Genomic DNA, 25,413 nt, shown 5'->3' on the forward strand with positions numbered 1-25,413 from the left:
ACCATGCACGTCGTCTTCCGCGAAAGCCACGGGCTCGAAGAGACCGAGACCCCCACCGATCTGGGCCAGAGCCCGGCGGATCTGGTGGTGCTGTCCTTCTCGGACAGTGACCTTGGCGCTTTCGCGGCAGGCTGGCATCGCGGTGGCGGGCCCGAGGGGCGGATGCCGACCTTGCGGCTGGCCAACTTGACAGCGCTGAAACACCCTCTGTCTGTCGACACCTATGTGGAACAGACGCTGGAAGGCGCGAAGGGCATCCTGATCCGCTTGATCGGCGGCGTTCCCTATTGGTCCTACGGCTTGCAGCAGGTTCTGGCGCTGGCGCAGACCAAAGGCATTGCGCTGGCTGTCTTGCCCGCCGATGGGCGTGAGGATACACGGCTGGATGAGTATTCCACCCTGCCCGTCTCGACCCTGCGGCGGCTGGCGCATCTGTGCGACACCGGCGGAGAGGTTGCGGCGCAGGCGGCACTGGCTCAGATGGCGCTGGCGGCGGGGCTGTATGCCGGGCCGGTGATGGGGGCGAAAACCATCCCCGATTGCGGCGCATGGTGCCCGGATCGCGGCGTGATCCCGGTGGATACCGCGTTCGACGGGGATGGCAAACGCATCCTCGTGACCTTCTACCGCGCCTATTTGACCTCAGCCGACACCGCCCCGGTCGCCGCTTTGATTCGCAGGCTGCGAGAACGCGGGTTCGAGGCCGTGGGTCTTTTTGCCCCCTCGCTGAAAGCCCCCGCAGCGGCCGACTGGCTACGCGAGCAGATGGCTACCCTTGAGCCCTCGGCGATCATCAACGCCACCTCTTTCTCGGGCAAAGGCGCGTCGGGCACTTCGCCTCTGGACGCCGCGAATGTCCCGGTGTTTCAGGTCGCCCTCGCCACCTCGCGCCGCAAAGCCTGGGCCGAGGCGGAACGCGGGCTGTCCCCCGCCGACCTCGCCATGCATGTGGTGCTGCCCGAGGTGGACGGGCGCATCTCGGCAGGCATCGCGTCGTTCAAGGAACCGGGCAAACGCGACCCGCATCTGGAATATTCCCGCTTTGCCCACCGGGCCGAACCCGAACGGATCGAAGCCATCATCGACCGCGTCACCGGTTGGCTGACACTGCATGACAAGCCCAAGGCGGATCAGGTCCCGGCGCTGGTGCTGTCCACCTATCCCGGCAAGGACTGGCAGATGGCTCATGCGGTGGGTCTCGATGCGCTGGCCTCGGCTGAGGCGATGCTGTCTGATTTACAGGCTGAGGGCTATGACTCGGCCCCGGCTGAGCCGATCGCCGAGACACTTCTGGACGCCCGCCCCTCATGGCCGCTGGACGATTACCTGACCGCGCTGGCGGACCTGCCCGAGAAATTGCGGACCGATCTGCAAACCGTCTGGGGCGAACCGGAAGACGACCCCTCTTTCACCGACGGCGCATTCCACTTCACCGCCATGCGCCGGGGCAACGCTCTGGTCGCCCTGCAACCCGAACGCGGCACGCCCGAGCTGCGGGACGATGACTACCACGACCTGTCGCGCACCCCACGCCACAGCTATGTCGCCTTTTACCTCTGGCTGCGCAAAGGCCTGCGCGCGGATGCGCTGATCCATATCGGCGCGCATGGCACGCTGGAATGGCTGCCGGGCAAATCCGTCGCTCTGTCCCATGAATGCTGGCCCGAGGCGCTGATCCGCGACCTGCCCGTCATCTACCCCTTCATCGTCAACGATCCCGGCGAAGCCGCGCAGGCCAAGCGCCGGATCGGGGCCGTCACGCTGGGCCACATCCCGCCCCCGATGAAGGAAAGCGGCACCCCGGACCGGATGGTGCGGCTGGAATCTCTGCTGGACGAATTCTCGAACGCCGACGGTCTGGACCCAAAGCGCCGCGACCGGCTGCAGGAAGACATCCGGGATGAGGCGCAGGCCATCGGTCTGGAAAGCGATCTGGGTCTGGATCAGGCCACCTGTACGGCTGAAGCGATTACCCGCATCGACCGCTTTGTCTGCGATATCAAGGAAAGCCAGTTCGGCGACGGGCTGCATGTCTTTGGCCGCGTGCCCGAGGTCACCGGCACTTTCGACCCCGCCCCCTCGGCCCATGCCGAACGCAGCGCCCTGATCGACGCGCTGGCGGGGAAACGGATCGAGGCCGGGCCGTCGGGCTCCCCGTACCGGGGCCGCTCGGATGTGCTGCCCACCGGACGCAACCTCTATACCACCGACCCGCGCTCGGTCCCGACCCGCGCCGCCTATGCGCAAGGCGTGAAACTGGCCGAGGAACTGGTGCGCCGCCACTTGCAGGAAGAGGGCGACTACCCCAAGGGGCTGATCGTTGACCTTTGGGGCTCGGCCACCATGCGCACCGCAGGCGAAGAATTCGCCATGGCGCTGCATCTGCTGGGGGTAAAACCGGTCTGGGATAAAGGGTCCGAACGGGTGTCGGGCATCGAGGTGCTGCCGATCACCGACCTCAGCCGCCCGCGTCTGGACGTGACGCTGCGCGTCTCAGGCCTGTTCCGCGATGTGTTCCCGACGCTGTCGGCGCTTTTCGGTCAGGCCGTTCGGGCATTGTCGGCCCGGGATGAGGCACCGGACTGGAACCCCTATGCCGGTCAGAAACCTGCCGCGCGCGTCTATGGCCCCGCCCCGGGCAGCTATGGCGTGAACATGACGCAACTGTCCGAAATCTATACCGATGAAGCCCGCGCGCAGGCCGGTGAAGCGTGGCTGGATGCCAGTTCCTTCGCGCTGGAAGGCGAGCATATCGCGCAGGACAAGGACGGCATCACCCAGCGCGTCGCAATGGCCGACAGCTTTGTGCACCTGCAGGACCTGACCGAGACCGATCTGCTGCTGGCCAACGACTACGCCACGCATGAGGCCGGTTTTGCCGCCGCCAAGACGGTGACCGGCGGCAAGGCGCAGCTCTACCATCTGGACAACACCAACCCCGACACCCCGCGCGCCCGCACCCTGCCCGAGGAAATCAGCCGCGTGGTCCATGCCCGCGCTGCCAATCCGGGCTGGATCGCGGGGATGCAGCGGCACGGATTCCGGGGTGCCGCCGAGATCGCGGCGACTTTGGATCACATGGCCTCATTCGCGCATCTGTCGGGCACGGTCGCGCCGCATCTGTTCGACCTCTACCATGATGCCACGCTGGGTGATCCGCATGTCGATGCCTTCCTGCATGAGGCCAATCCGCAAGCGCATCAGGCCATGCAGGACCGGTTCCGCGCCCTGCTCGAGGCGGGGCTGTGGGAGACCCGCAGGAACTCGATCCGCGCCGATCTGGAGGGGCTGGGATGAGCGCCGCCTCTTCAAAACCGGTCGTTCAGGGTTGGTGCCCCGGAGCCCACCGGCCGATGATGTCGGGCGACGGATTGGTGGTGCGGGTGCGCCCTCGTCTGGCGCGTCTGAGTGCGGCGCAGGCGGTGGGGCTGTGTGAACTGGCCGAGCGGTTCGGCAATGGCACCATCGATCTGACAAACCGGGCCAATCTGCAATTGAGGGGCGTGGCCGAGGCGGATCATCAGGCCCTGCTGTCGGAACTGGCCGCGCTGAACCTTTTGGATGCCGAGCCCGGCATTGAAGTGCGCCGCAACATTCTGGTCTCACCATTGTATCGGGCGGGGGATCTGACCGCGCGGTTAACGCAGGAGCTGATCGACCGGCTGAGCGAACTGCCCAGCCTTCCCGCCAAGTTCGGCTTTGCCATCGATACCGGCTCTGAGCGCCTGCTGGCGTCGGATTCGGCGGATCTCCGGTTGGAGCGCGGCCCGGACGGCCTGATCCTGCGCGCCGACGGGGCCGAGACCGGACGGGCGGTGACCGAGGCAGAGGCCATCAATCAGGTGATCGCTCTGGCAGGCTGGTTCGCCGCGCATTTCACCCCCGAAAAACGCCGCATGGCACGGGTGGTGGCCGCAGAAGGATTGCCTGAAACATGGCAAGGCAGCGCGCCCGGAGTAATTGGCGCAACACCACAACCCGGTGCTTCCGATCTGGGAACGCTGTACGGCGCAGCCTTCGGCCAACTGCCCGCGCGCCCGTTGCAGGACCTGATCAAGACCAGCGGCGCATCCGCCCTGCGGGTCACCCCGTGGCGGCTCTTCTTGCTGGAAGGCGGGTCGGCGATACCTGCCCCGGGTTTTGTCACGGATGGCACCGACCCGCTGATGACCACCGACGCCTGCCCCGGCGCGCCATACTGCCCGCAGGCGCAGGTGGAAACGCGCGATGTTGCCCGTGCCCTGGCCCCATTGGTGACCGGCAGCCTGCATGTCTCGGGCTGCGCCAAAGGGTGCGCGCGGATGGGGCCTGCCGATGTCACTCTGGTCGGCGACAACGGACGATTTGATCTTGTCAAACAAGGCCGCGCAGGGGATGAGCCCTGCCAGCGCGGCCTGACCACCGAAACACTCATGACCATGGACTTCACCTGATGCCCTATGAATACGAAACCGATGGCGCGGCGATCTATAAACAAAGCTTTGCCACGATCCGGTCCGAGGCCGATCTTGCCCGGTTTGACTCAGACGAGGAACAGGTCGCCGTCCGTATGATCCATGCCGCCGGAATGGTCGGGCTGGAAGAGTTCGTGCATTTCTCGCCCGGTTTTGTCACGGCTGCCCGCAGCGCGCTGGAAAGCGGCGCGCCGATCCTGTGCGACGCGCGTATGGTCAGCGAAGGCGTGACCCGGTTCCGCCTGCCTGCCGAGAATGAGGTGATCTGTACCCTGCATGACGAACGCGTACGCCCCCTGGCCGCTGAGATGAGCAACACGCGTTCTGCCGCCGCGCTGGAGCTGTGGCGCCCGCATCTGGCGGGCGCTGTCGTTGCCATCGGCAATGCACCCACCGCCCTTTTCCACCTGCTTAACATGCTGGAAGACCCCGCCTGCCCGCGCCCCGCCGCGATCATCGGCTGCCCGGTGGGCTTCGTCGGCGCGGTCGAATCCAAGGATGCGCTGTGGGCGGCGCAGCCGGTGCCTTCGTGCATCGTCAAGGGCCGTCTGGGCGGCAGCGCCATCACCGTCGCCGCCATCAACGCCATCGCGAGCCGCGCCGAATGAGCGCGGGTAAGATATACGGCGTGGGCCTCGGCCCCGGCGATCCGGACCTGATGAGCGTCCGGGCCGACCGCCTGCTGCGCAACGCGCGGCATGTGGCGTTCTTCCGCAAACCGGGCCGCAGCGGTCAGGCGCGCAAGATCGTTAATGGGATGATCCCCGAAGGCGCGGTGGAATTCCCGATGGAATACCCGGTGACAACCGAAATACCCCTGACCGATCCACGCTATAACGAGCTTCTCTCGGCCTTCTATAAGGACTGCGCCGCACATCTGAAAGCGCTTGCCGCGCAGGGTGAAGATGTGGTGGTGCTGTGCGAGGGTGATCCGTTTTTCTACGGCTCTTTCATGCATCTTTACAATCGCTTGCGGGATGATGCTGATGTGGAGGTTGTACCCGCCATCACCGGCATGTCCGGCGCGTGGACAGCAACTGGCGATCCGATCACCTGGGGCGACGACGTACTGACGGTGCTGGTTGGCACCTTGCCCGAGGACACGCTGGCTGAGCGTATGGCCCAAACCGATGCGTTGGTGGTGATGAAAATCGGGCGCAATATCGACAAGGTAAAGCGCGCACTGAAAACCGCAGGTCTGTATGACCGCGCGTGGATTGTGGAATTCGCGCAGATGCCGAACCAGACGGTGACCAAACTGTCCGACGCCTGTGACAAGATCACCCCGTATTTCTCGATCATTCTCGTCCACGGGCAAGGGCGGCGGCCATGACTGGCTGGGTCAAAATCGCAGGGCTGGGGCCGGGTGACGAAGCCCTTGTGACGCCCGAAGTGACCGCCGCTTTGGCCGAGGCAACCGACGTTGTAGGCTACATCCCCTATGTCGCCCGCGTGGCCGAACGCGAAGGGCTGACCCTGCACGCCAGCGACAACCGGGTTGAAATCGACCGGTCGCAACACGCACTGCAGATGGCAGCCGAGGGCAAGCGTGTGGTGGTGGTGTCCTCGGGCGATCCCGGTGTGTTCGCCATGGCCGCCGCGGTGTTCGAAGCGCTGGAAAACGGGCCGCTTGAATGGCGCGACATTCCCATTGACGTGCTGCCGGGGATCACCGCGATGCTGGCGGCGTCGGCCCGGGCCGGGGCGCCCTTGGGGCATGATTTCTGCGCCATCAACCTCAGCGACAATCTCAAGCCCTGGGCCTTGATCGAAAAACGCCTGCGACTGGCGGCGCAGGGTGATTTTGCCATGGGATTCTACAACCCGCGCTCGAAGTCCCGCCCGGAAGGCTTTGTAAAAACGCTGGAAATCCTGCGTGAGGAATGTGAACCCGAACGGCTGATCCTGTTCGCCCGCGCGGTCTCGCGCGCGGATGAGGCGATCCGGATTTCAACGCTGGCCGAGGCGACACCCGATATGGCCGACATGCAGACGGTCGTCATCGTCGGCTCATCCCTGACCCGGGTGATCGAGCGCGATGGTCCCCCGATCGTCTATACCCCGAGGTTCACACCGGAATGAGCGAGCCAGTCCAGAACCTGCGCCACGCTTTCCAGTTCGGTCCGCAGCGGCACTGCCGGGCGGTCGATCATGAGCACCGGTGTACCCAACGCCCGCGCCGCGTCCAGCTTGGCGCGCGCACCGGTCCCGCCCGCGTTCTTGGACACGACCAGTTGCGTTCCGTGGCTCTGCATCAGCGCGCGATCCCCGGCCTCGGTGAACGGGCCGCGCGAAACAACGACCTCGCAGTCCGGCAAGGGCAGAGCGGTTGGCTCATCCACCAGCCGCAACAGATAGTGGTGTTGGGGCTGGGCCGCGAAATCCTCAAGATGCATCCGGCCCACGGCCAGAAGCACGCGGCGCGGCGCACCGGCCAGCGCCTGCACCGCCGCTGCGATATCGGGGACGTGCTGCCAATCGTCACCCCGCTGCGCGACCCAGCGCGGCCGGGTCAACGCAGCCAGCGGCACACCTGTTTGGCGGCAGGCCTGAACCGCGTTGCGGCTCATCTGCGCGGCGAAGGGGTGCGTTGCGTCGATCACATGGGTAATCTGGTGCTCGCTGATATGGCGGGCCAGCCCGTCGACCCCGCCAAAGCCGCCGACCCGCACCGGAACGGGTTGCGCGCGCGGAGTGTCGACCCGACCCGCGTAGGAATAGGTCGCCGCTACACCGCGCTCTGCCACAGCCCGGGCAAAGGCATTGGCCTCGGTCGTGCCACCAAGGATCAGGAGGTGAGACATGCGTGAAGCTCCGTGGCTGACCGTTCTGGGTTTGGGCGAAGATGGGCTTGATGGCCTGTCGCCTGCAAGCCGTCAAGTGCTGGACCGGGCCGAGGTCATCATGGGTCCGCCCCGCCACCTGTCGCTGATCCCCGAAGGCGAGGCGGAGCGCATCGAATGGCCCGTTCCCTTTGCTGATGGCCTGCCCATCCTGACAGGGTTGCGGGGGCGGCGGACTGTGGTGCTGGCGTCGGGCGATCCGTTCTGGTTCGGCGCAGGGTCTGTTATCGCGCGCAACTTCGATGCCGCCGAGTGGAGCGCCCTGCCCGGGCAGTCCACCTTTTCGCTGGCCGCGGCCCGGTTGGGCTGGCCGCTTGAAACCACGCTGACCTTCGGGTTGCACGCTGCCCCCCTGACGCGGCTGCGACCGCACCTGTCCCCGGGCCTGCACGCCATTTTGCTGCTGCGCGATGGCAAAGCCGTGGCCGAGCTTGCAACCTATCTGACCGAGACCGGCTTTACCGACAGCGCGCTGCACGTCATGGAAGCCCTCGGCGGACCGCGCGAACATACGCGCAGCGTGTCGCTGACCGAGGCCCTGTTGGGAACGTTCGCGCACCCCGTCTGCGTCGGGCTTGAGGTCCGGGGCAGCGGGCGGCCTGTGCCCAAGGCCTCGGGCAAGCCTGACGAGATTTTTGAGACCGACGGCCAGATCACCAAACGCCCGATCCGCGCGCTGACCCTGTCGGCGCTCGCCCCGAGGCGGGGGGAGCATCTGTGGGATATCGGCGGCGGCACCGGCTCGATCAGTATCGAATGGCTGATGTGCGACTCGACCCTGACAGCAACAACCATCGAACCGCTGGCAGAGCGTGCGGATCGTATCCGCCGCAATGCCGACGCGCTGGGACAGGATCGGCTGGATGTCGTGCACGGCACCGCGCCCGATGCGCTGCCCGGTCTGCCCTTGCCGGATGTGGTTTTCATCGGCGGCGGGCTGAGTACGGATTTGCTGGGCTGGCTGCACACCAACCTGCCCGCAGGCACCCGGCTTGTTGCAAATGCGGTAACGCTGGAAAGCGAAGTCTTGCTGGCGCAATGGCAAGACAAACTGGGCGGTGACCTGCTGCGCATCGAACTGGCGCATTCGGCCCCGCTTGGCCCTCGGCGCGGCTGGAAATCCGCTTACCCGGTTGTTCAGTGGAGCGGGAACCTATGATCGTCGCCGGGCTCGGATTTTCCTCGGCGGCCACCGCCAACAGCCTGCGGGCGGCGTTTGATCTGGCCTGCGCAGGGCATCAGGTGGACGCGCTGGCCACCGTGGCCGACAAGCGGGGCCACGCCGGTCTTGCCGCCTTCGCCGAAGGTGCCGCCCTGCCCCTGCACTATGTCGCGCCGGGCGATCTGGCCGGGCAGCGCACGCTCACCTGCTCGCCCCGCAGCCGCGCCACCCATGGCACTGGCAGCGTGGCCGAAGCATCCGCCCTTGCTGCCGCCGGACCCGGTGCCCGGCTGCTTACCCCCAGACAGATTTCGGACGACCGGCTTGCCACCTGCGCCGTCGCCATCGGAGGACAGACATGACCGTTCATTTCATCGGCGCCGGACCCGGCGCCGCCGACCTGCTGACCTTACGCGGGCGCGATATCATCGCCGCCTGCCCGGTATGCCTGTATGCCGGTTCGCTGGTGCCGGATGAGATTCTGGGCCATTGCCCTGATGGCGCAAAAATCGTCAACACTGCGCCTATGGATCTGGATCAGATCATGGCCGAGATCAAAGCCGCCCATGACGCAGGCCAAGACGTTGCGCGCCTGCATTCCGGTGACCTGTCGGTGTGGTCTGCGATGGGCGAACAGATTCGGCGGCTGAAAGAGATGGGTATTCCCGTCAGCGTCACCCCCGGCGTGCCCTCCTTTGCGGCGGCTGCGGCAACGCTGGGCGCCGAACTGACCCTGCCCGGCCTCGCGCAGTCGGTGGTTCTGACCAGAACGCCGGGGCGCGCCTCGTCAATGCCCGAGGGTGAGACGCTGGAGAATTTCGCCAAAACCGGAGCGACACTGGCGATCCATCTGTCGATCGGCAATCTGGACAAGGTGATCGCCGATCTGACTCCGGCCTATGGCGCGGACTGCCCGGTCGCGGTGGTCTACCGCGCCAGTTGGCCGGATGAGCGGGTCATTCGCGCAACGCTGGCCACTCTGAAAGAGGCGCTGGACGACAGTATCTCGCGCACCGCCCTGATCATGGTCGGCCCTGCGCTGGCCGGTGAGGGGTTCGACGAAAGCTGCCTCTATTCCAAAACCTACGACCGCCGTTACCGCCCGCAAAGCGCGGACAGTCCATGGTCAAGCTGGAGCCATGGCGATGACTGAGGTGATGGCGAATCCTCCGGGCGTTCTGATCTCGGCCCCTTCGTCCGGCACCGGGAAAACGACAGTCATGCTGGGCCTGCTGCGCGCCCTGGCCGAGGATGGCCTGACCGTGCAGCCGTTCAAAAGCGGCCCGGACTATATTGACCCGGCCTTTCACCGGGCGGCGGCGGGGCGGGCCTCGTTCAATCTGGACAGTTGGGCGATGGGTGAGCCTTTGCTGGGCGCGATTTCAGTGCAGGCCCGGGGCGCGGATATTGTGGTCGCCGAGGGTTCGATGGGTCTGTTTGATGGCGTCGCAAAGCCCGGAGAGCTGGGGCACGGCTCCAGCGCCGAGACCGCGTTACGCATGGGCTGGCCGGTGGTGCTGGTTCTGGATGTGGGCGGACAGGCGCAATCGGCTGCGGCAACGGCGCTGGGGTTTCGGATGTATAACCCGGACCTGCCTTTTGCAGGTGTGATCCTGAACCGCTGCGCCAGCCCGCGTCACGAACGCCTGACCCGGTTGGGGATGGAACGCGCAGGCTTGCCGGTTCTGGGCGTGCTGCCGCGCCGGGGCGATCTGACGCTTCCGGAACGCCATCTGGGCCTGATACAGGCGGTCGAACATCCCGATCTGGAAAGCGCCATTGCCGGATATGCGGCGTTTCTGCGCGAACATGTGGACCTTGAGGCGATCAAGCGGGCGGCCTCCTCAGGCCCTGTTGGGCCATCGTCAGCCGCGCTGCCGCGGCCTCCGGCCCAGCGGATCGCCTTGGCTCGGGATGAGGCGTTTTCATTTACCTATCCGCATTTGCTGGAAGGCTGGCGCGCAGCCGGGGCGGACATTCTGCCGTTTTCGCCCTTGGCGGACGAGGCTCCGGCCACGGACGCCGATCTGGTCTGGTTGCCCGGTGGCTACCCGGAACTGCATGCCGGAAAATTGGCCGCAGCCGAGACCTTTCTGACCGGGCTGCGCAAACACGCCGAAACCAAACCCGTACACGGCGAATGCGGTGGCTATATGGCCTTGGGCGAAGGGCTAATCGACAAGGACGGCACCCGGCACGCGATGGCCGGGCTTCTGGGCCTTGTGACATCTTATGAAAAGCGCAAGTTCAACCTCGGCTATCGGCGGGCAGAATTGCTGGCCCCGATGCCGGGCCTTGCGGCAGGCACCGCGTTGCGGGGGCATGAGTTCCATTATTCCTCGATCATCGACCAGCCGGATGCCCCATTGGCGCGGGTGTTTGACGCCGAGGGGACCGAAGGGCCGCAAACCGGCTCGGTCCGTGGCAATGTGACTGGCACGTTCTTTCACCTGATCGCCGAGGCCTCGGCATGAGCGGGTTCGTGTCGTTCATCGGTTCCGGTCCCGGCGACCCCGAGCTATTGACGCTGAAGGCCGTCGATCGGATGCAAAAGGCCGATGCGGTGCTGTTTGACGATCTGAGCAGCGGCCCGATCCTGACCCATGCGCGCGACGATGCCGATCTGGTCGGCGTCGGCAAACGGGCCGGTCGCCCCTCACCCAAGCAGGATCATGTCAGCCGGTTGCTGGTGGAATACGCCCAGACCGGGCAGCGTGTCGTGCGGCTGAAATCGGGCGATGGCGGGTTGTTCGGACGGCTTGAGGAAGAGCTGGTGGCCCTGCGCGCCGCCGGGATCGAATATGAGATCATTCCGGGCATCCCCTCAGCCGTTGCGGCGGCTGCCGCGGCAGGCATTCCGCTGACCCGCCGCCTGACCGCGCGGCGGGTGCAGTTCGTCACCGGCCACGATGTCAGCGGCAAGCTGCCAAAGGACCTGAACCTGCCCGCCCTCGCCGACCCCGGCGCGACGACGGTTGTGTTCATGGGCAAACGCACCTTCCCTTTGCTGGTCGAGGCGCTGCATGCCCACGGTCTGCCGTTGGACACGCCCGCGCTGATGGCCGAGTCGGTTTCGACGCCCGAGCAATCCCTGCAGCGCTCCACCATCGGCGCGCTGTCAGACCAGTTGCAGTCCGAGATCGGAACCGCCCCGGCCCTGATCCTGTACGGCCCGCTGGCAGAGTTCGACGATGTATGACCTGACCCTGATCGGCATCGGCACGGGCAATCCTGATCACGTGACATTTCAGGGCGCGAAGGCGATCCGTGCGGCGGACCTGATCCTGATCCCGCGCAAAGGTGAGAATAAGGCCGATCTGGCCGGACTGCGTGAGGAAATCATCGCGCAGGTGTCCGAGACGCCCCCCAACATCGCCTATTTCGACATTCCCAAACGCCGTTCCGAGGATGGCTACCTGCGCGGCGTGGATGAGTGGCACGACGCCATCGCCCTGCGCTGGCAAGAGGCGATCGCGGAGCATCCCGAGGCGCGCAGCGTCGCGCTGCTGATCTGGGGCGATCCGTCGCTCTATGACAGTTCTTTGCGAATCGCGTCGCGGCTGGACCCGCACCCTTCGACAAAGGTAATCCCCGGCATCACCGCTTTGCAGGCGCTGACTGCCGCTCATGCGATCCCGATCAACGATATTGGTGCGCCCTATGTTGTCACCACCGGGCGGCGCATCCGGGATGAGGGCTGGCCCGAGGCAGGATCGAAAGTGGCCGTGATGCTGGATGGCGAATGCTCGTTCCAAAGCCTCGAGATGGCAGATTACGATATCTGGTGGGGTGCCTATGTTGGCATGAAAGAGGAAATCCTGATCCGCGGCCCGCTGGCCGAGGTCGCACAGCGGATACTCGACACCCGCGCCCGGGCCCGCGCCGATCATGGCTGGATCATGGATATCTATTTGCTGAAAAAGCGCGGGATCTGACGCAAAAGGTCGCAAATGGCGATTGCGCCGCCCCAGACATCGCGGCTAAATGAATGCGTCTGGTCCCGCCGGAGACTTCCGGATGCTAAGAGGGAATTTGGTGCGGTTTCGTCAGAAGCCCAAGCCAAAGCCGCCCCCGCGACTGTAAGCGGTGAGCCCCTGTTCAACCAGCCACTCCCGATCACTCGGGGGGAAGGCGAACAGAGGCACCGACCCGCAAGCCAGGAGACCTGCCAGGCGACAAATGAAACACCAGCCGTCGGGTGCGGCGGCTTTGGAGGACAAGAAATGACAACACAAACGCAAACGGCTTCTGCCGCCAAGACAGGTCTCCTGCCGGTACTGTTCGCCGTGGCTCTGGGTTTTGGGGTGATCACCCTGACCGGCCATGTTCAGGCATCCGGCCTGCATGACGCCGCCCACGATGTGCGCCACGCGACCGGTTTCCCCTGCCACTAAGCCGATGTTCAGTCGCATTCTGACCAGCGCGTTGTTCGCTGGTGCTGCAGCGGGGCTGATTGCCGCCTTGCTGCAGCTTATTTTCGTGCAACCCGTGCTGTTGCATGCCGAGCTTTATGAATCCGGGGAGTTGATCCATTTCGGAGCCGAGGCCGTTTCGGCACATCCCGAACTGCCCGGCATGTTCTCGGACCTGACCCGCGACGCGCTAAGCGTCATATTCACGATGCTGACCTATACCGGCTACGCGCTGATTCTGGTCGCGCTGATGTCGGTCGCCGAAGGTCAGGGGCACAAGGTCGATGGCCGCACCGGCGTGCTGTGGGGCCTTGCGGGTTTCGTCGCGTTCCACTTCGCGCCGGGCTTCACACTCGCCCCCGAGGTGCCGGGCGTTGCGGCGGCGGATGTCGGCGCACGTCAGCTCTGGTGGTTTGCGACCGTGGCCTCCGCAGGTGTCGCCATGTGGCTGATCGCGTTTGGCGGCAACCTTGTCAGCTATGTCATCGCAGCCGTCCTGCTGATGGCCCCGCACCTGATCGGCGCGCCCGAGCCTGATGTCTTTACCGGCCCCGTGCCGACCGAGATCGGTGCCCTTTTCGCGGCGCGGGCCTTTGGCATCGGTCTGGTTGCCTGGGTGTTGGTGGGGTCTTTCTCCGGGTATTTCTGGCAGAAAGAAGCCAGCCACGCCGAAGCCAACGCGTGATCGGCCAACCCGATAACCCGCCGGGCGCAACCCCGGCGGGACTTTCTGTTTCCCAAGGAAAACAAATGTCTCGCCCCCTTGCTTTGTTTGCGATTGGTCTGGTCTTTGGCGGCGGCGCGGGGTTCGTGCTTGCGGCGGCCAATGGTGTTACCTTCGACGGCCACGATCACGCCGACCCGGCCCATCACGGCAGCCACAATGCCGAAGCCGCTGCGCATGACCATTCCGCAACGATCAACCTGCCCGCAGGGCCGGACGCCCCGGCCGTTGAAATTGCCATTGTCAAAGACCCGATGGCCGGTTGGAACCTGCATGTCATGCCGCAGAACTTTCGGTTTGCGCCGGAAAACGCCTCGGCCACCGACCAGCCCGGCGAAGGGCATGCCCATGTCTATGCGAACGGGGTGAAACTGGCGCGGCTCTATGGCAACTGGATGCACATCGCCGATCTGCCCAAGGGCGAGGTTGAAATCGAAGTGTCCCTGAACGCCAACAGCCACAGCCAGTTGATGGTCGACAACGTTCCGGTCCGCGCCTCGACGACGGTTCAGGTAGACTAGCAAGCCGGAACCCGCGCCCGCAGACACAACCGAAGTCGCCCGCAGGGCCGGGCGTCTTCGATCCACCCTGCCGGGCTGTTCAGGTAGGTCTGGCAGGTCGCGGCAATGTCCTCGGCATCCGCCACAACATCGATCCCGGAAAAAACGTATGAGGCCAAGCCCTGCCCCTGAAGGGCCAGCACGGTTGGCTGATCGCACCCGCTGAAACATTCGTGCTCGGCCACGTCCACCTGCGTGTCCAAACCGGCCTGCTTCAGTGCCTCTTGCACGGCCTGCCGTTCCCCGTCGCGGTCGCGGGTGCCAACGCAACTGCTGCAGATCAAAATACGCGCCCGTGCCAAATCGCCCCTGCCTTTCCGTGCGCCAGTTCTGCGGGTTTCCCGACCGCAGCGCAAGCTCATCGCGCCGCGCCGGACACAAGAATGTGAGTGCGCATCCCGCCGCTTTCTGGCATCAATCACGCACCCTTAGCCGAGGAGGTTGCCCGATGAAAGCGCTCTGGTCGATGTTATGTATTCTGGCCCTGCCCGCCAGCGCCGAGATTGCCGAGCCGCCCGCCGGCTGGGCCGTCTATCCCTCGGGCAAAAGCTATGCGCAACTGGTCGATGACACCAAAGCAGCCGTCAAAGGGAACGGGCTGATCGTGGTCACTCAGGCCGGGCCGACCAAGGCCGCCGCCGCGCGGGGCATCGCCATTCCGGGCAATCTGGTTATCGGGGCATTCAACAACGATTACGCCGTGCGCGTTCTGGAAACCTCGACCGCCGCGATGATCGAAGCGCCGATCCGGTTCTATGTGACTGAAAACGCGGACGGCACGGCCACGCTGTCCTACAAAACGCCGACATTTGTCTTTGCCCCCTATGTTTACGAAGGCGGCGAAGCGCTGAGCGATATCGCCCTGGAACTGGACGAAAAGTTTCAGGCGGTGGCAGAAAGCGCAGCTAAATAGTCACACTGACGTGATCCGACTTGCTTCCGGGGGCATCCTCCGCAATCTGCTTTGAAATAACGAATTCGGAGCACGATTGATGCAGGACATGCCCCCCCGCGCCGCTGATCTTCTGGCACAACGACTGTACGAGGCCGGATGCCGCCACGCGTTCGGCATGCCGGGGGGCGAGGTTCTGACGCTGGTGGATGCGCTGGAACAGGCGGGGATCACCTTTCATCTGGCCAAACACGAAAATTCCGCCGGGTTCATGGCCGAGGCCGTGCATCACCGCGATGGCGCGCCTGCCATTCTGGTGGCAACGCTTGGCCCCGGCGCGATGAACGGGATCAATGTGGTCGCCAACGCGCTGCAGGACCGGGTGCCGATGATCGTGCTGACCGGCTGCGTCGACGCGGATGAGGCGCTGACCTACACCCATCAGGTGATGGATCACGCGCAGGTCTATCGCTCGATCACCAAGGGCACGTTCCTGATGACGGCTGAGGGCGCGGATATTGTCGCCGACAAGGCGGTCACGCTGGTCAACCAGCCCCGCCCCGGTCCGGTGCATATCGACGTGCCGATTTCGGTTGCCGATACACGGGTGCCGGGCGCAAAGCGCCGCCGCCGCGCCAAGATCGCCGCAGTCGCGCCCGAGGGGAACTGCGTGGAAAAAGCCCGCCGCTGGGTGGCCGAGGCCGAGCGGCCCATCGCCATTGTCGGTCTGGACGTGCTCTATGACAACTCGCGCAATTTGGTACAGGCGTTTCTGGAACATTTCGGCATTCCCTTCGTGACCAGCTACAAGGCCAAGGGTGTGGTGCCCGAGGATCATCCGCTGTGCCTTGGTGGCGCAGGCCTGTCGCCGCTGGCGGACAAACATCTGGTGCCGCTGGTCGAACAGGCCGATCTGGTGCTGTGCCTGGGCTATGACCCCATCGAAATGCGCCCCGGCTGGCGCGAAATCTGGGACCCCGAGGAAAAGCGCGTCATCGACATCTCGGCTGTGCCCAACGACCACTACATGCATCAGGCCGGGCTGAATCTGGTTGCCGATACCGGGGCCACGCTGGAAGCCGTCGCCAAAGGCAACCCCGCGCGCCAGACATGGCCCGGCGGGGAACCTGCGCAGGTCAAGGCCGCGCTGGCGCAGGCCTTCCCGACCGATGATGACTGGGGTCCGGCGGGGGTGATCGCCGAAACCCGTGCCGTCCTTCCGCCGGAAACGCTGGCGACTGCCGATAGTGGCGCGCATCGCATCCTGCTGAGCCAGATGTGGAACTGCACGGAAGAGCGCGGTCTGATCCAGTCCTCGGCGCTGTGCACGATGGGATGTGCCGTGCCGATGGCCATCGGCCTGAAACTGGCCGAACCCGACCGCCCCGTGATCAGCTTTTCCGGTGACGCCGGGTTCCTGATGGTCGCCGGAGAGTTGTCGACCGCTGCCGAGATGGGCGGCAACCCGATCTTTCTGGTCTTCGTCGATGCCAGCCTTGCGCTGATCGAGTTGAAACAGCGCCAGCGCCAGATGGGCAACCGTGGCGTGGACTTCGACCATCATGACTTCGCCGCTATGGGCCGGGCCTTTGGCGGCTACGGACATACTGTGCGCAACCGCGCAGAACTGCGGGACGCCCTGAATGATGCCTTGAAAGCCGACCGCTTCACCGTTATCGCCGCCGAGATTGACCGCGGAGGATATGATGGCCGGATCTGAAGGACCACTGAAAGGCGTCAAGGTTCTGGACCTGTCCCGCATTCTGGCCGGCCCGACCTGCACCCAGCTTCTGGGCGATCTGGGCGCCAGCGTCATCAAGGTCGAGAACCCGGCCACCGGGGGGGACGACACCCGCCAATGGGGCCCGCCTTACGTGGAAGATGCCGATGGCAACCACTCAGACCTAAGCGCGTATTTCATGTCGGCCAACCGCAACAAGAAATCCGTCGCCATCGACATCGCAACGCCCGAAGGACAGGCGGAGATCAAACGGCTGGCCTCGCATGCCGACATTCTGATCGAGAACTTCAAACCCGGCGGGCTGGCGAAATACGGGCTGGATTACGCGACCCTGTCGCAGGACCTGCCCGGTCTCGTTTACTGCTCGATCTCGGGCTACGGACAGTCCGGCCCCAACTCTGCGAAACCGGGCTACGACCTGATGGCGCAGGGCTATGGCGGGATCATGTCCCTGACCGGCGACCCGGACGGCATGCCGATGAAAGTCGGCGTCGGCATCGCCGATGTCATGTGCGGCATGTATGCGGCCGTGGGTATTCTGGCCGCGCTGCGCCATCGCGACCTGACCGGAGAGGGTCAGCAGATCGATCTGGCCCTTGTGGACGCGCAGGTCGCGTGGCTGATCAATGAAGGGGTGAACTATCTGACCTCGGGCAGCGTTCCCCAAAGGCGCGGCAACGGGCATCCCAATATTGTCCCGTACGAGGTCTATGAAACCTCGGATGGACACGTGATTCTGGCCGTTGGAAATGACAACCAGTTCAAACGGTTCTGCGGCTTCATTCAGATGCCTGAACTTGCCGAGGACACTCGTTTTGCCACCAACCCGGCCCGGCTGGAACACCGCGACGCGCTGAACGATGTGCTGCGCCCGGCGTTGCGGGCGCTGACGACGAAAACGGTGATCTCGCAGTTGGAAGCCGTCAAGGTTCCGGTTGGTCCGGTGCAATCGCTGGATCAGGTCTTTGCCACCGATCAGGTCGCAGCAAGACAGATGCAGATTGCCATGCAGGCCGACCCCGGCGAGGTGCAGTTGATCGGGAATCCGCTGAACCTGTCGCGCACGCCTGTAACATATCGGCAGGCACCCCCGGTCTTTGGGGCCGATACAGACGCTATTTTGGGCGCTGAAAATCCGTTCGAAGACTGAAACACTTGCCTTTTTCGGCAGCATGTCGCTGAAACATGCCCTTGAATCGGCGGTTTTTTTCGCTTTTTGCGCACACGGGTTTTCACCAATTCGAGAGCAGGGTCGATACTGATACGACGCATCCGCACACTCTGATAAATCGAACAGTGTAAAGTGTCGCAATCAGATTGGACCCAAGTATGAAACAAGACGTTTTTGGACAAATGAACACCCTGACCCAGCCGGCCAGTGTCGATGCCTGGAATGGTGTTCTGCTTGGGTTCATGGCGCATGCGGCGATCACCCCTCAGCATCTGGGCAAAGTGCTTGAGCTTGAGCCGGATTTTGCGCTGGGTCACGCCACCAAGGGCCTGTTCATGGTTCTGCTGGGCCGCCGCGAAATGATTCAGGTCGCCGTCGATGCGCTGAACGCGGCCAAATCCGCGATGGAGCGTCAGCCGGTTTCGGCGCGTGAACGGCTGTATGTCGAAGCGCTCGAGATGTATCTGGCCGACCTGCCCTCGCAGGCCATTCAGAAATTCGAAGAGGTTTTGCGCGCCCATCCCGAAGACTCGCTGGCGATGAAGCTCAGCCACGCGACCCGTTTCGTTCTGGGGGATTCCCAGGGCATGCGCCGCTCGATCGAACGGGTTCTGCCTGCGTATGCGCCCGATCATCCCGGACGCGGCTATCTGCTGGGTTGCCATTCCTTCGCGCTTGAGGAAACCGGGGCCTATGAAAAGGCCGAGATTGCCGGTCGTCAGGCGCTGTGGATGGTGTCGGACGATGCCTGGGGCCTGCATGCCGTGGCCCATGTACACGAGATGACGGGCAACGCGCAGCTGGGTCTGGACTGGCTGGCCGGGCGCGAAGACGCCTGGGCACATTGCAACAACTTCCGCTATCACGTCTGGTGGCACAAGGCGCTGATGCATCTGGATCTGGGTCAGGTGGATCGCGTGATGGAGCTGTATGACGAACACATCCGCAAGGACAAAACCGACGATTACCGCGATATCTCGAACGCAACCTCGCTGCTGTCACGGCTGGAGCTTGAGGGCGTCAATGTCGGCAACCGCTGGGAAGAACTGGCCGACCTCAGCGCCACCCGGACCGAGGATGGCTGCCTGATCTTCGCCGACCTCCACTATCTGCTGGCCCTGACCGGCGACAACCGCACCGAGGCGACAAGCCAGATGCTGCAGCGTATCCAGAAAGACGCGCAGCGCAATCAGGGCGACACCCCGATCCGCATGTCCGATCCGGGCATCGCCGCAGCCAAGGGGTTGGAAGCCTTTGGCGAGGGGCTCTATGGCCAAGCCTTTGATTTCCTGTCAAATGCACGCGACGGAATGCAACTGGCAGGTGGCAGCCACGCCCAACGTGATGTATTCGAGCGCATCACAATTGATTCCGGCCTGCGCGCTGGCCGTCTGGATGCGGTTGAGCGCATTCTGGACGACCGCCGCGCCAAGCGGGACGGAGGCGAGGACAATTACGCCCTGGCGCGCCGCGCATTGATCGACGCGGCCCGCGACAACGGAGACGCACAAAGCGTCCCGGCTGAATAACAAAAAGACCAAGAAGGACAGAAACCGTATGGCGACAGTATCGCCCGCTTCTGATTTTGCGCAGGTTGCGGCTTCGGCCGCAGCCCCGGTTGCGCGCACCCGCGATCCGCGATTGGATTTCTATCGCGGCATCGCGATGTTCATTATCCTGATCGCGCATATTCCCAACGATCCCTGGGCCAACTGGATTCCGGCGCGCTTCGGGTTCTCGGACGCGACCGAGATTTTTGTGTTTTGTTCCGGCATGGCCTCGGCCATAGCCTTTGGCGGTGCTTTTGCGCGCAGGGGCTGGTGGATGGGCACGGCACGGGTCGCGTTCCGAATTTGGCAGGTCTATTGGGCCCATATCGCGCTGTTCTTCTTTGTCGCCATGTCGATGGCCGCGCTGGATCAATCCGGGCTGTTCGAGAAAACTTACATCTCGTCCCTGAACCTGCAGCATTTCTTCAACGATCCCGCACCTCAGATCATTGGATTGTTCACCCTGACCTATGTGCCGAACTACTTTGACATCCTGCCGATGTATCTGGTGGTTCTGGCGATGATGCCTTTGTTCATGGGCCTCTCGCGGATCGGGTTCTGGGCGGTTGCCGCCACGTCGATCGTCATTTGGCTGGTCGCGCAGTTCGGCGTTCTGGCCCTGCCCGCCGAGCCGTGGTCGGAGCGCCAGTGGTTCTTCAACCCCTTCGGCTGGCAACTGCTGTTCTTCACCGGCTTTGCCTTCATGCGCGGCTGGATACCGGCCCCGCCCGTCTCGAAAACGCTGATCTGGGCCGCTGCGCTGTTCCTGATCCTGTCCATGCCCTTCGGGTCGTGGAAGGTGTTCACCTGGATCAACGCCGCATTTCCCGATCTGGCCGAAGAAATCCGTAAGGTCTGGCCGATCACCAAAGAGCTTCGCAACAAGACCGAGTTCGGCCTGTTCCGTTACATCCATTTCCTGTCGCTGGCCTATCTGGGCTGGGTTGTGGCGGGGGAACATGGCCACCGCCTGATCGCCTCGGGGCACAGCGCCGGTGCGCGGGTCTGGCAGGTGGTGCTGACCCTGATCACCAAGGTTGGTCAGCAATCGCTTGCGGTTTTTGTTTTCTCGATGGCTGCGGCCCGTCTGATCGGCGTGGTTCTGGACCAGACCGGGCGGGATGTTGCCAGTGTGTTTGCGGCCAACATGATTGGCTTTGCCATGATCATCGGTGTGGCCTATCTGGCCGCTTGGTTTAAGTCCCAACCCTGGAAATCGAAAAAATGAATTTCACCCGTCGCGCATTTCTGGCATCGACTTCGGCACTCGCCTTTGCCCCGGCCACCTTTGCCGTGGGCGGGGATGTGCCCTTTGACCGCAACGACGTGATCGCACTGGCGCGCGAGATGGCCAGCCGCCCCTATGCGGAACGCGAGATGGTCCCGCAGGAATGGCAGGACCTGACCTACCAGCAATACCGCTCGATCCGGTTCCGGCTGGACCGCGCGCTGTGGTACGAGACCGAGACGCCTTTTAACGTCGATTTCTTCACCCCCGGCCTGTATTTCCCGCGCACCGTCAAGGTCTCGACGGTCGAGGACGGGATGACCACCCCGGTCGCCTTCGATCTGGGAATGTTCGACAAGTCCGAGGATGTGCCGACCCTGCCCATCGACGACACGCTGGGCTTTTCCGGCCTGCGCCTGCGCACCGAGATGCACCGCCCGGGCAAGACCGACGAATTCTGCGTCTGGCAGGGGGCCAGCTATTTCCGCGCCATTGGTCTGCACGAGGTCTATGGCCTGTCCGCCCGTGGTCTGGCCCTGAAAACCGGCGACCCGGATGGTGAGGAGTTCCCCGAATTTATCCGTTTCTGGCTGGAACGCCCCAAGCCCGGCCAGCGCAACATGGTCGTCCATGCCCTGATGGACAGCCCCAGCGTGACCGGGGCCTATCGCTTCGACGTCACCGCTGGTGCCGACTGCATCATGGACGTCGAGGCCACGCTTTTCCCGCGTGAGGAACTGCCCCATGTGGGCATCGCCCCCGGCACCTCGATGTTCCTGTTCGACCAGACCAACCACAGCCGGTTTGATGATTTTCGCCCTGCCGTGCATGACAGCGACGGTCTGCTGATCCGCAACGGCGCCGGAGAGGTGCTGTGGCGGCCTTTGGCCAACCCGACCCGGCTGCAGATTTCGTCCTTCGTGGATATGAACCCGCGCGGGTTCGGCCTGATGCAACGTAAGCGCAAATTCTCGGACTATGCCGATCTTGAGGCGAACTACCACAAACGCCCCGGCCTGTGGGTCGAGCCCAATGGCGATTGGGGCAAGGGCACCGTCACGCTGGTCGAAATTCCTGCGGATCAGGAGATCTACGACAACATCGTCGCCTACTGGCGCCCGATGGAGCCCTACGCCGCAGGCAGTCAGGTTGACCTGTCCTACCGCCTGATCTGGGGTGAGGAACCCCAGCGCACGCCGATGCCGCGTGTGATCAACACGGCAATGGGTGAAAATACCTTTGGCGAGGGCCGTCTGGCCGTAATCGACTTTGAAGAAAGCGAGCTGTTCGACGAACCCGAGGCGATGACGATCTTTGTGAACTCGCCCCATGCCGAAACCTCGGACGGCGTTCTGCAGCGCAACCCCGACACGGGCGGCCTGCGGCTGGCGTTTTCGTTCCAGCCGGGTGATCGCAATCACGTGGAACTGCGCGCGCAGTTGCTGAAAGACAAACAGCCGGCCTCGGAAGTCTGGCTTTACCGTTGGACCACATGAGCCGCGATCTGCATATCATGCCGTCCGAGGCCCCTCTGGCGATGCCGGCGCAGGATTTCAGCGCGGGTTTCCGGGATGCGCAGGTGCCGCAGGGCAAGCGCACCTCGGCCGGGTTCTGGCGTGCCTTGGCGTTTTCGCCCGCAATGGCAGCGACGCTGGGCCTGTTGTGGGTCATGAGCGACTGGTTCGGGGCCGAGGGGATCAATCTGGTCGAAGGCATCCTGCTGACGCTGATCTCGTTCAACTTCTTCTGGATCACTTTCACGGTCTGTACCGTGCTGCTGGGCATGGCATCGCTGTCACGGCAGGAGCAGCCCAAACGGCAGGGCCGCCCGCAGTCCCTGCGCGTGGCACTACTGATGCCGGTTTACAACGAAGTGCCGTGGAACGTTCTGGGCAACGCCCGCACGATGCTGGAAGACCTGCGTGCGCGGGGCGGTCAGCACCATTATGCGATGTTCATCCTGTCCGACACCCGCGACCCCGAAATCGCAGCGCAGGAACAGGCCAGTATCGAGGCGTTGCGCACCACCCTCGCCCCCGGTTTGGAACTGTATTACCGCCGCCGCCCGCAAAACACGGACCGCAAGGTCGGCAACATCGCCGATTGGGTCAGCCGCTGGGGCGCCGATTGGGATGCGATGCTGGTGCTGGACGCCGACAGCCTGATGACCGGGCGGGCAATCACCCGCCTGACCGATGCGCTGGCACGCGATTCCGGCGCGGGCCTGATTCAAAGCTACCCGCAGCTGATCGGCGCGCAGTCGGTCTTTGCCCGGATGCAGCAGTTTGCCAACGGCGTCTACGGCATAGCCTTTGCCGAAGGTCTGGCCCGCTGGTGCGGGCAGGAGGGCAATTATTGGGGCCATAACGCCGTCATCCGCACGCGGGCCTTTGCCTCGAGCGCGGGCCTGCCGAAACTGCGCGGGTTCAACGGTCAAGACAAGCTGATCATGAGCCACGATTTCGTCGAAGCCGGCCTGCTGCGCCGCGCCGGATGGGGCGTGCGCTTCCTGCCGCGCATCCGCGGTTCCTATGAAGAGACACCGCCCACCCTGATCGACCACGCCCTGCGCGACAGGCGCTGGTGTCAGGGCAACCTGCAACACCTGAAACTGCTGGGCTCGGCGGGTTTCCGTGCCGTATCGCGGTTCCACATGTTCCACGGCGCGGTGGGTTACCTGATGTCGCCGCTGTGGTTTGCCCTGCTGGTGATGTGGGCGCTGATCGGTCAGGGCGAGGATGCCTCGGTCCTGCATTATTTCAGCCCCGACAACCCGCTGTTCCCGCAATGGCCCGAGATGTCGGAAACCCGTCATGTGCTGATCATTCTGGTGATGTACGCGATGCTGCTGGCCCCCAAGGTGCTGGGCGTGCTGGCCCTGCCGCTGAGCGGGGTGCGCTATTCCGAATTCGGCGGCGGGCGCAAATTCCTAACGTCCTTCCTGGCCGAGGTCGTGCTGTCGATCCTCTACGCACCGATCCTGATGGTTCAGCAGATGATCGCGGTGATACGAACTACCTTTGGCATCCAGAAAGGCTGGACACCGCAGGCGCGCGATGGCGGCAGGTATAACCTGCGCACGCTGATCCTGTGCCACTCATTGGAAACCATCAGCGGCGTGGCGCTGAGCGCCGGCATTCTGGCCGGGCTGGTCTCGGTCTGGCTGGCCCCGATTGCTATCAGTCTGGCGTTTGCGATCCCGCTATCCGCGCTGAGCGGTGTGTCTGCGGGTGCGGCGCGGCGGATGGTCGGCATGCGTGAGGATGTGCGTGAACCGGCGATCACCCGTTCGGCCCGCCGTCACCGCGATGAGTTGAAGCGCCTGATCGAGGGCAAGGGTACCATGACCCCGGCGGAATGATCAGCCGCCGGGCAGCCCTTCGTACCAGTCCACCATCATGTCCGCCCAGCCTTTGGGAACGGTATGCCCACCGGGGAACAGGGCAAATTCCAGCGCGCCGCCGTCTGCGCAGCCGGTCCAATAGCGGCGCATGAACTGGTCCGTGGTGGAAAACCCGCTGGGCTTGGTATCGACGCAGCCATTGGCGACGCGCCAGATTTCCAGCCCGGCAAAGATATCGCCCTGATGGAATCTGCCACCGCCCAGAAGCCGCCCCTCGAGCGGTACGACATTGTCGGTCCAGCCATGGGTGTGGAACATACGCACCGGGCCATCGCAGGATTCGGGGTGCGGTCGCCAGAATCCGCCGGACACGGGGACATAGGCCGAGAACGTATCGGGCGCGGCGCAGGCGAGGTAATAGACCATGAACGCCCCCGCCGAGAACCCGCCCAGAACGACCCGCTCAGAATCGACACCGAACCTGTCTGCGGCGTCCTGAACAACCTCGGTCAGAAAGGCGGTTTCGTCCCGGTCGCCAAAACCCGGATAGAAATTCCAGCTTTTGACCCCGGGCCGGTTTTCCCGCTCCAGCCCTTCGGGGGCCATCACCGCGTATCCCCGCGCCAGCAGAGGGTCGACCATGCCGCGATTTTTCATCGTCCCGGTGCCGCTGCCGCCATAGCCATGCAGAAAGATCACCAGCGGCGGGTTCTCGGCCTCGGGCAGTTCTATGAAATACCCGCCGGATGCGGTTTCGCACATCTCATCCGCGCCGCCGCAAGCGGCCAAAGCCGTCTGGCCAGTGATCGCAAGGCACAGGGCCAACCCGTATTTCACGCTCATCCTGTTTCCTCTGTAAATGCCTCAACCGGTAATCCGGCACGCACCCAGCCGGGGCCTGCCGCTGATCCCAACATGCCCTCGGGCACGTCAATAATATTGGTAAACCCGGCCTGTGTCAGTTGATTGCTCAAACGAGCCGAGCGGACACCGCGCGCGCAGATCAGCGCCACAGGCGCGCTTTGATCCCCGCCCACAAGCTGCGTCAGGGCCACCACAAAATCGTCGCGCCGCATGTCCAGCGGGTGGGCCCCTTGGCCTACACCCGTCGCCCGCCATTCCCGCGGCGTTCGGATATCCACCAGCACAATCTCACCGGCCAGGGCCTGCCGATGGGCCCAGGCAACCTCAAGCTGGCCGCCCCCGTAGGCTTCTGGGATCAGGCGATATTCCCGGATCGCAAAGCCCGCGGCAATGGCGGCGCAACTGCCCAGCACCACCCATCTGCGGGTTTTGATTCCTGTGTTCGCCATGCCGCATTCTCCAAAGCCGA

Annotated in this window: 25 protein-coding genes and 1 riboswitch; of the genes, 21 read left to right on the forward strand and 4 right to left on the reverse strand. The window is 64.1% G+C overall.

Annotation, left to right across the window (positions count from 1 at the left end; all coding sequences use genetic code 11):
- Window positions 1–3 precede the first annotated feature (3 nt).
- The 5 genes from cobN to cobJ are packed head-to-tail and all read left to right on the forward strand — an operon-like array spanning window position 4 to window position 6,536.
- Window positions 4–3,297 carry a cobaltochelatase subunit CobN gene (gene cobN, locus ACR0K1_RS04470; protein ID WP_480613484.1) on the forward strand — a complete coding sequence of 1,098 codons (3,294 nt, stop codon included), beginning with the start codon at window positions 4–6 and terminating at the stop codon, window positions 3,295–3,297.
- Window positions 3,294–4,433: a precorrin-3B synthase gene (gene cobG, locus ACR0K1_RS04475; protein WP_480613482.1), complete on the forward strand. Its 1,140-nt coding sequence runs from the start codon at window positions 3,294–3,296 to the stop codon at window positions 4,431–4,433. The genes cobN and cobG overlap by 4 nt, the downstream gene beginning before the upstream one ends.
- Window positions 4,433–5,062, forward strand: coding sequence for a precorrin-8X methylmutase (locus tag ACR0K1_RS04480; protein WP_480613480.1), 630 nt, complete (start codon window positions 4,433–4,435; stop codon window positions 5,060–5,062). The genes cobG and ACR0K1_RS04480 overlap by 1 nt, the downstream gene beginning before the upstream one ends.
- Complete coding sequence (locus ACR0K1_RS04485; protein ID WP_480613478.1) at window positions 5,059–5,787, forward strand: precorrin-2 C(20)-methyltransferase; 729 nt, start codon at window positions 5,059–5,061, stop codon at window positions 5,785–5,787. Before ACR0K1_RS04480 ends, ACR0K1_RS04485 begins: the two co-directional genes overlap by 4 nt.
- The gene (gene cobJ, locus ACR0K1_RS04490; protein ID WP_480613476.1) at window positions 5,784–6,536 is read left to right on the forward strand and encodes a precorrin-3B C(17)-methyltransferase; all 753 of its coding nucleotides are present in this window, start codon (window positions 5,784–5,786) and stop codon (window positions 6,534–6,536) included. Before ACR0K1_RS04485 ends, cobJ begins: the two co-directional genes overlap by 4 nt.
- Here cobJ and ACR0K1_RS04495 read toward each other — a convergent pair.
- Entirely contained in the window at window positions 6,509–7,258 is a 750-nt protein-coding gene (locus ACR0K1_RS04495) for a cobalt-precorrin-6A reductase (RefSeq protein ID WP_480613474.1), read from the reverse strand. The two genes, cobJ and ACR0K1_RS04495, sit on opposite strands and share 28 nt — an antisense overlap.
- Here ACR0K1_RS04495 and cbiE point away from each other — a divergent pair.
- The 9 genes from cbiE to ACR0K1_RS04540 all read left to right on the forward strand — a co-directional run bounded on the left by cbiE (window position 7,257) and on the right by ACR0K1_RS04540 (window position 14,116).
- Complete coding sequence (gene cbiE / locus ACR0K1_RS04500) at window positions 7,257–8,456, forward strand: precorrin-6y C5,15-methyltransferase (decarboxylating) subunit CbiE (RefSeq protein WP_480848958.1); 1,200 nt, start codon at window positions 7,257–7,259, stop codon at window positions 8,454–8,456. The two genes, ACR0K1_RS04495 and cbiE, sit on opposite strands and share 2 nt — an antisense overlap.
- Complete coding sequence (locus ACR0K1_RS04505) at window positions 8,453–8,821, forward strand: cobalamin biosynthesis protein (RefSeq protein ID WP_480613930.1); 369 nt, start codon at window positions 8,453–8,455, stop codon at window positions 8,819–8,821. The genes cbiE and ACR0K1_RS04505 overlap by 4 nt, the downstream gene beginning before the upstream one ends.
- Entirely contained in the window at window positions 8,818–9,612 is a 795-nt protein-coding gene (gene cobM, locus ACR0K1_RS04510; protein WP_480613470.1) for a precorrin-4 C(11)-methyltransferase, read from the forward strand. The genes ACR0K1_RS04505 and cobM overlap by 4 nt, the downstream gene beginning before the upstream one ends.
- On the forward strand, window positions 9,605–10,933 hold the full coding sequence (locus ACR0K1_RS04515; RefSeq protein ID WP_480613468.1) for a cobyrinic acid a,c-diamide synthase CobB: 1,329 nt from the start codon (window positions 9,605–9,607) through the stop codon (window positions 10,931–10,933). The genes cobM and ACR0K1_RS04515 overlap by 8 nt, the downstream gene beginning before the upstream one ends.
- Complete coding sequence (cobA, locus tag ACR0K1_RS04520; RefSeq protein ID WP_480613467.1) at window positions 10,930–11,658, forward strand: uroporphyrinogen-III C-methyltransferase; 729 nt, start codon at window positions 10,930–10,932, stop codon at window positions 11,656–11,658. The genes ACR0K1_RS04515 and cobA overlap by 4 nt, the downstream gene beginning before the upstream one ends.
- The gene (gene cobF, locus ACR0K1_RS04525) at window positions 11,651–12,394 is read left to right on the forward strand and encodes a precorrin-6A synthase (deacetylating) (protein ID WP_480613465.1); all 744 of its coding nucleotides are present in this window, start codon (window positions 11,651–11,653) and stop codon (window positions 12,392–12,394) included. Before cobA ends, cobF begins: the two co-directional genes overlap by 8 nt.
- 43 nt (window positions 12,395–12,437) lie before the next feature.
- Window positions 12,438–12,646, forward strand: a riboswitch (cobalamin riboswitch).
- A 36-nt stretch (window positions 12,647–12,682) separates the two neighbouring features.
- Complete coding sequence (locus ACR0K1_RS04530) at window positions 12,683–12,853, forward strand: CbtB domain-containing protein (RefSeq protein WP_480613463.1); 171 nt, start codon at window positions 12,683–12,685, stop codon at window positions 12,851–12,853.
- A gap of 4 nt (window positions 12,854–12,857) precedes the next feature.
- The gene (locus tag ACR0K1_RS04535; protein WP_480613461.1) at window positions 12,858–13,556 is read left to right on the forward strand and encodes a CbtA family protein; all 699 of its coding nucleotides are present in this window, start codon (window positions 12,858–12,860) and stop codon (window positions 13,554–13,556) included.
- Between the two features lie 65 nt (window positions 13,557–13,621).
- On the forward strand, window positions 13,622–14,116 hold the full coding sequence (locus ACR0K1_RS04540; protein ID WP_480613459.1) for a hypothetical protein: 495 nt from the start codon (window positions 13,622–13,624) through the stop codon (window positions 14,114–14,116).
- Here ACR0K1_RS04540 and ACR0K1_RS04545 read toward each other — a convergent pair.
- On the reverse strand, window positions 14,113–14,439 hold the full coding sequence (locus ACR0K1_RS04545; RefSeq protein ID WP_480613457.1) for a DUF1636 family protein: 327 nt from the start codon (window positions 14,437–14,439) through the stop codon (window positions 14,113–14,115). The genes ACR0K1_RS04540 and ACR0K1_RS04545 overlap by 4 nt on opposite strands.
- A gap of 164 nt (window positions 14,440–14,603) precedes the next feature.
- On the opposite strand from ACR0K1_RS04545, the gene ACR0K1_RS04550 reads away from it, so the two are divergent.
- The 7 genes from ACR0K1_RS04550 to mdoH all read left to right on the forward strand — a co-directional run bounded on the left by ACR0K1_RS04550 (window position 14,604) and on the right by mdoH (window position 24,098).
- Window positions 14,604–15,068, forward strand: a complete 465-nt coding sequence (locus ACR0K1_RS04550) for a DUF302 domain-containing protein (protein WP_480613456.1) — start codon at window positions 14,604–14,606, stop codon at window positions 15,066–15,068.
- 79 nt (window positions 15,069–15,147) lie between these two features.
- Window positions 15,148–16,767, forward strand: a complete 1,620-nt coding sequence (locus tag ACR0K1_RS04555; RefSeq protein WP_480613454.1) for a thiamine pyrophosphate-binding protein — start codon at window positions 15,148–15,150, stop codon at window positions 16,765–16,767.
- The gene (locus ACR0K1_RS04560) at window positions 16,754–17,938 is read left to right on the forward strand and encodes a CaiB/BaiF CoA transferase family protein (protein WP_480848963.1); all 1,185 of its coding nucleotides are present in this window, start codon (window positions 16,754–16,756) and stop codon (window positions 17,936–17,938) included. Before ACR0K1_RS04555 ends, ACR0K1_RS04560 begins: the two co-directional genes overlap by 14 nt.
- A 179-nt stretch (window positions 17,939–18,117) precedes the next feature.
- The gene (locus tag ACR0K1_RS04565; protein WP_480613451.1) at window positions 18,118–19,488 is read left to right on the forward strand and encodes a tetratricopeptide repeat protein; all 1,371 of its coding nucleotides are present in this window, start codon (window positions 18,118–18,120) and stop codon (window positions 19,486–19,488) included.
- Between the two features lie 28 nt (window positions 19,489–19,516).
- Window positions 19,517–20,737 carry an OpgC family protein gene (locus ACR0K1_RS04570; RefSeq protein WP_480613449.1) on the forward strand — a complete coding sequence of 407 codons (1,221 nt, stop codon included), beginning with the start codon at window positions 19,517–19,519 and terminating at the stop codon, window positions 20,735–20,737.
- Complete coding sequence (locus ACR0K1_RS04575; RefSeq protein ID WP_480613447.1) at window positions 20,734–22,233, forward strand: OpgD/OpgG family glucan biosynthesis protein; 1,500 nt, start codon at window positions 20,734–20,736, stop codon at window positions 22,231–22,233. Before ACR0K1_RS04570 ends, ACR0K1_RS04575 begins: the two co-directional genes overlap by 4 nt.
- Complete coding sequence (mdoH, locus tag ACR0K1_RS04580) at window positions 22,230–24,098, forward strand: glucans biosynthesis glucosyltransferase MdoH (RefSeq protein ID WP_480848966.1); 1,869 nt, start codon at window positions 22,230–22,232, stop codon at window positions 24,096–24,098. The genes ACR0K1_RS04575 and mdoH overlap by 4 nt, the downstream gene beginning before the upstream one ends.
- On the opposite strand, the gene ACR0K1_RS04585 is transcribed toward mdoH, so the two are convergent.
- Entirely contained in the window at window positions 24,099–24,923 is an 825-nt protein-coding gene (locus ACR0K1_RS04585; protein ID WP_480848968.1) for a CE1 family esterase, read from the reverse strand. It lies immediately after the preceding gene.
- Entirely contained in the window at window positions 24,920–25,393 is a 474-nt protein-coding gene (locus ACR0K1_RS04590) for a rhodanese-like domain-containing protein (RefSeq protein WP_480613441.1), read from the reverse strand. Before ACR0K1_RS04590 ends, ACR0K1_RS04585 begins: the two co-directional genes overlap by 4 nt.
- Window positions 25,394–25,413: the final 20 nt, after the last annotated feature.

Source organism: Ruegeria sp. F5, assembly GCF_056533845.1.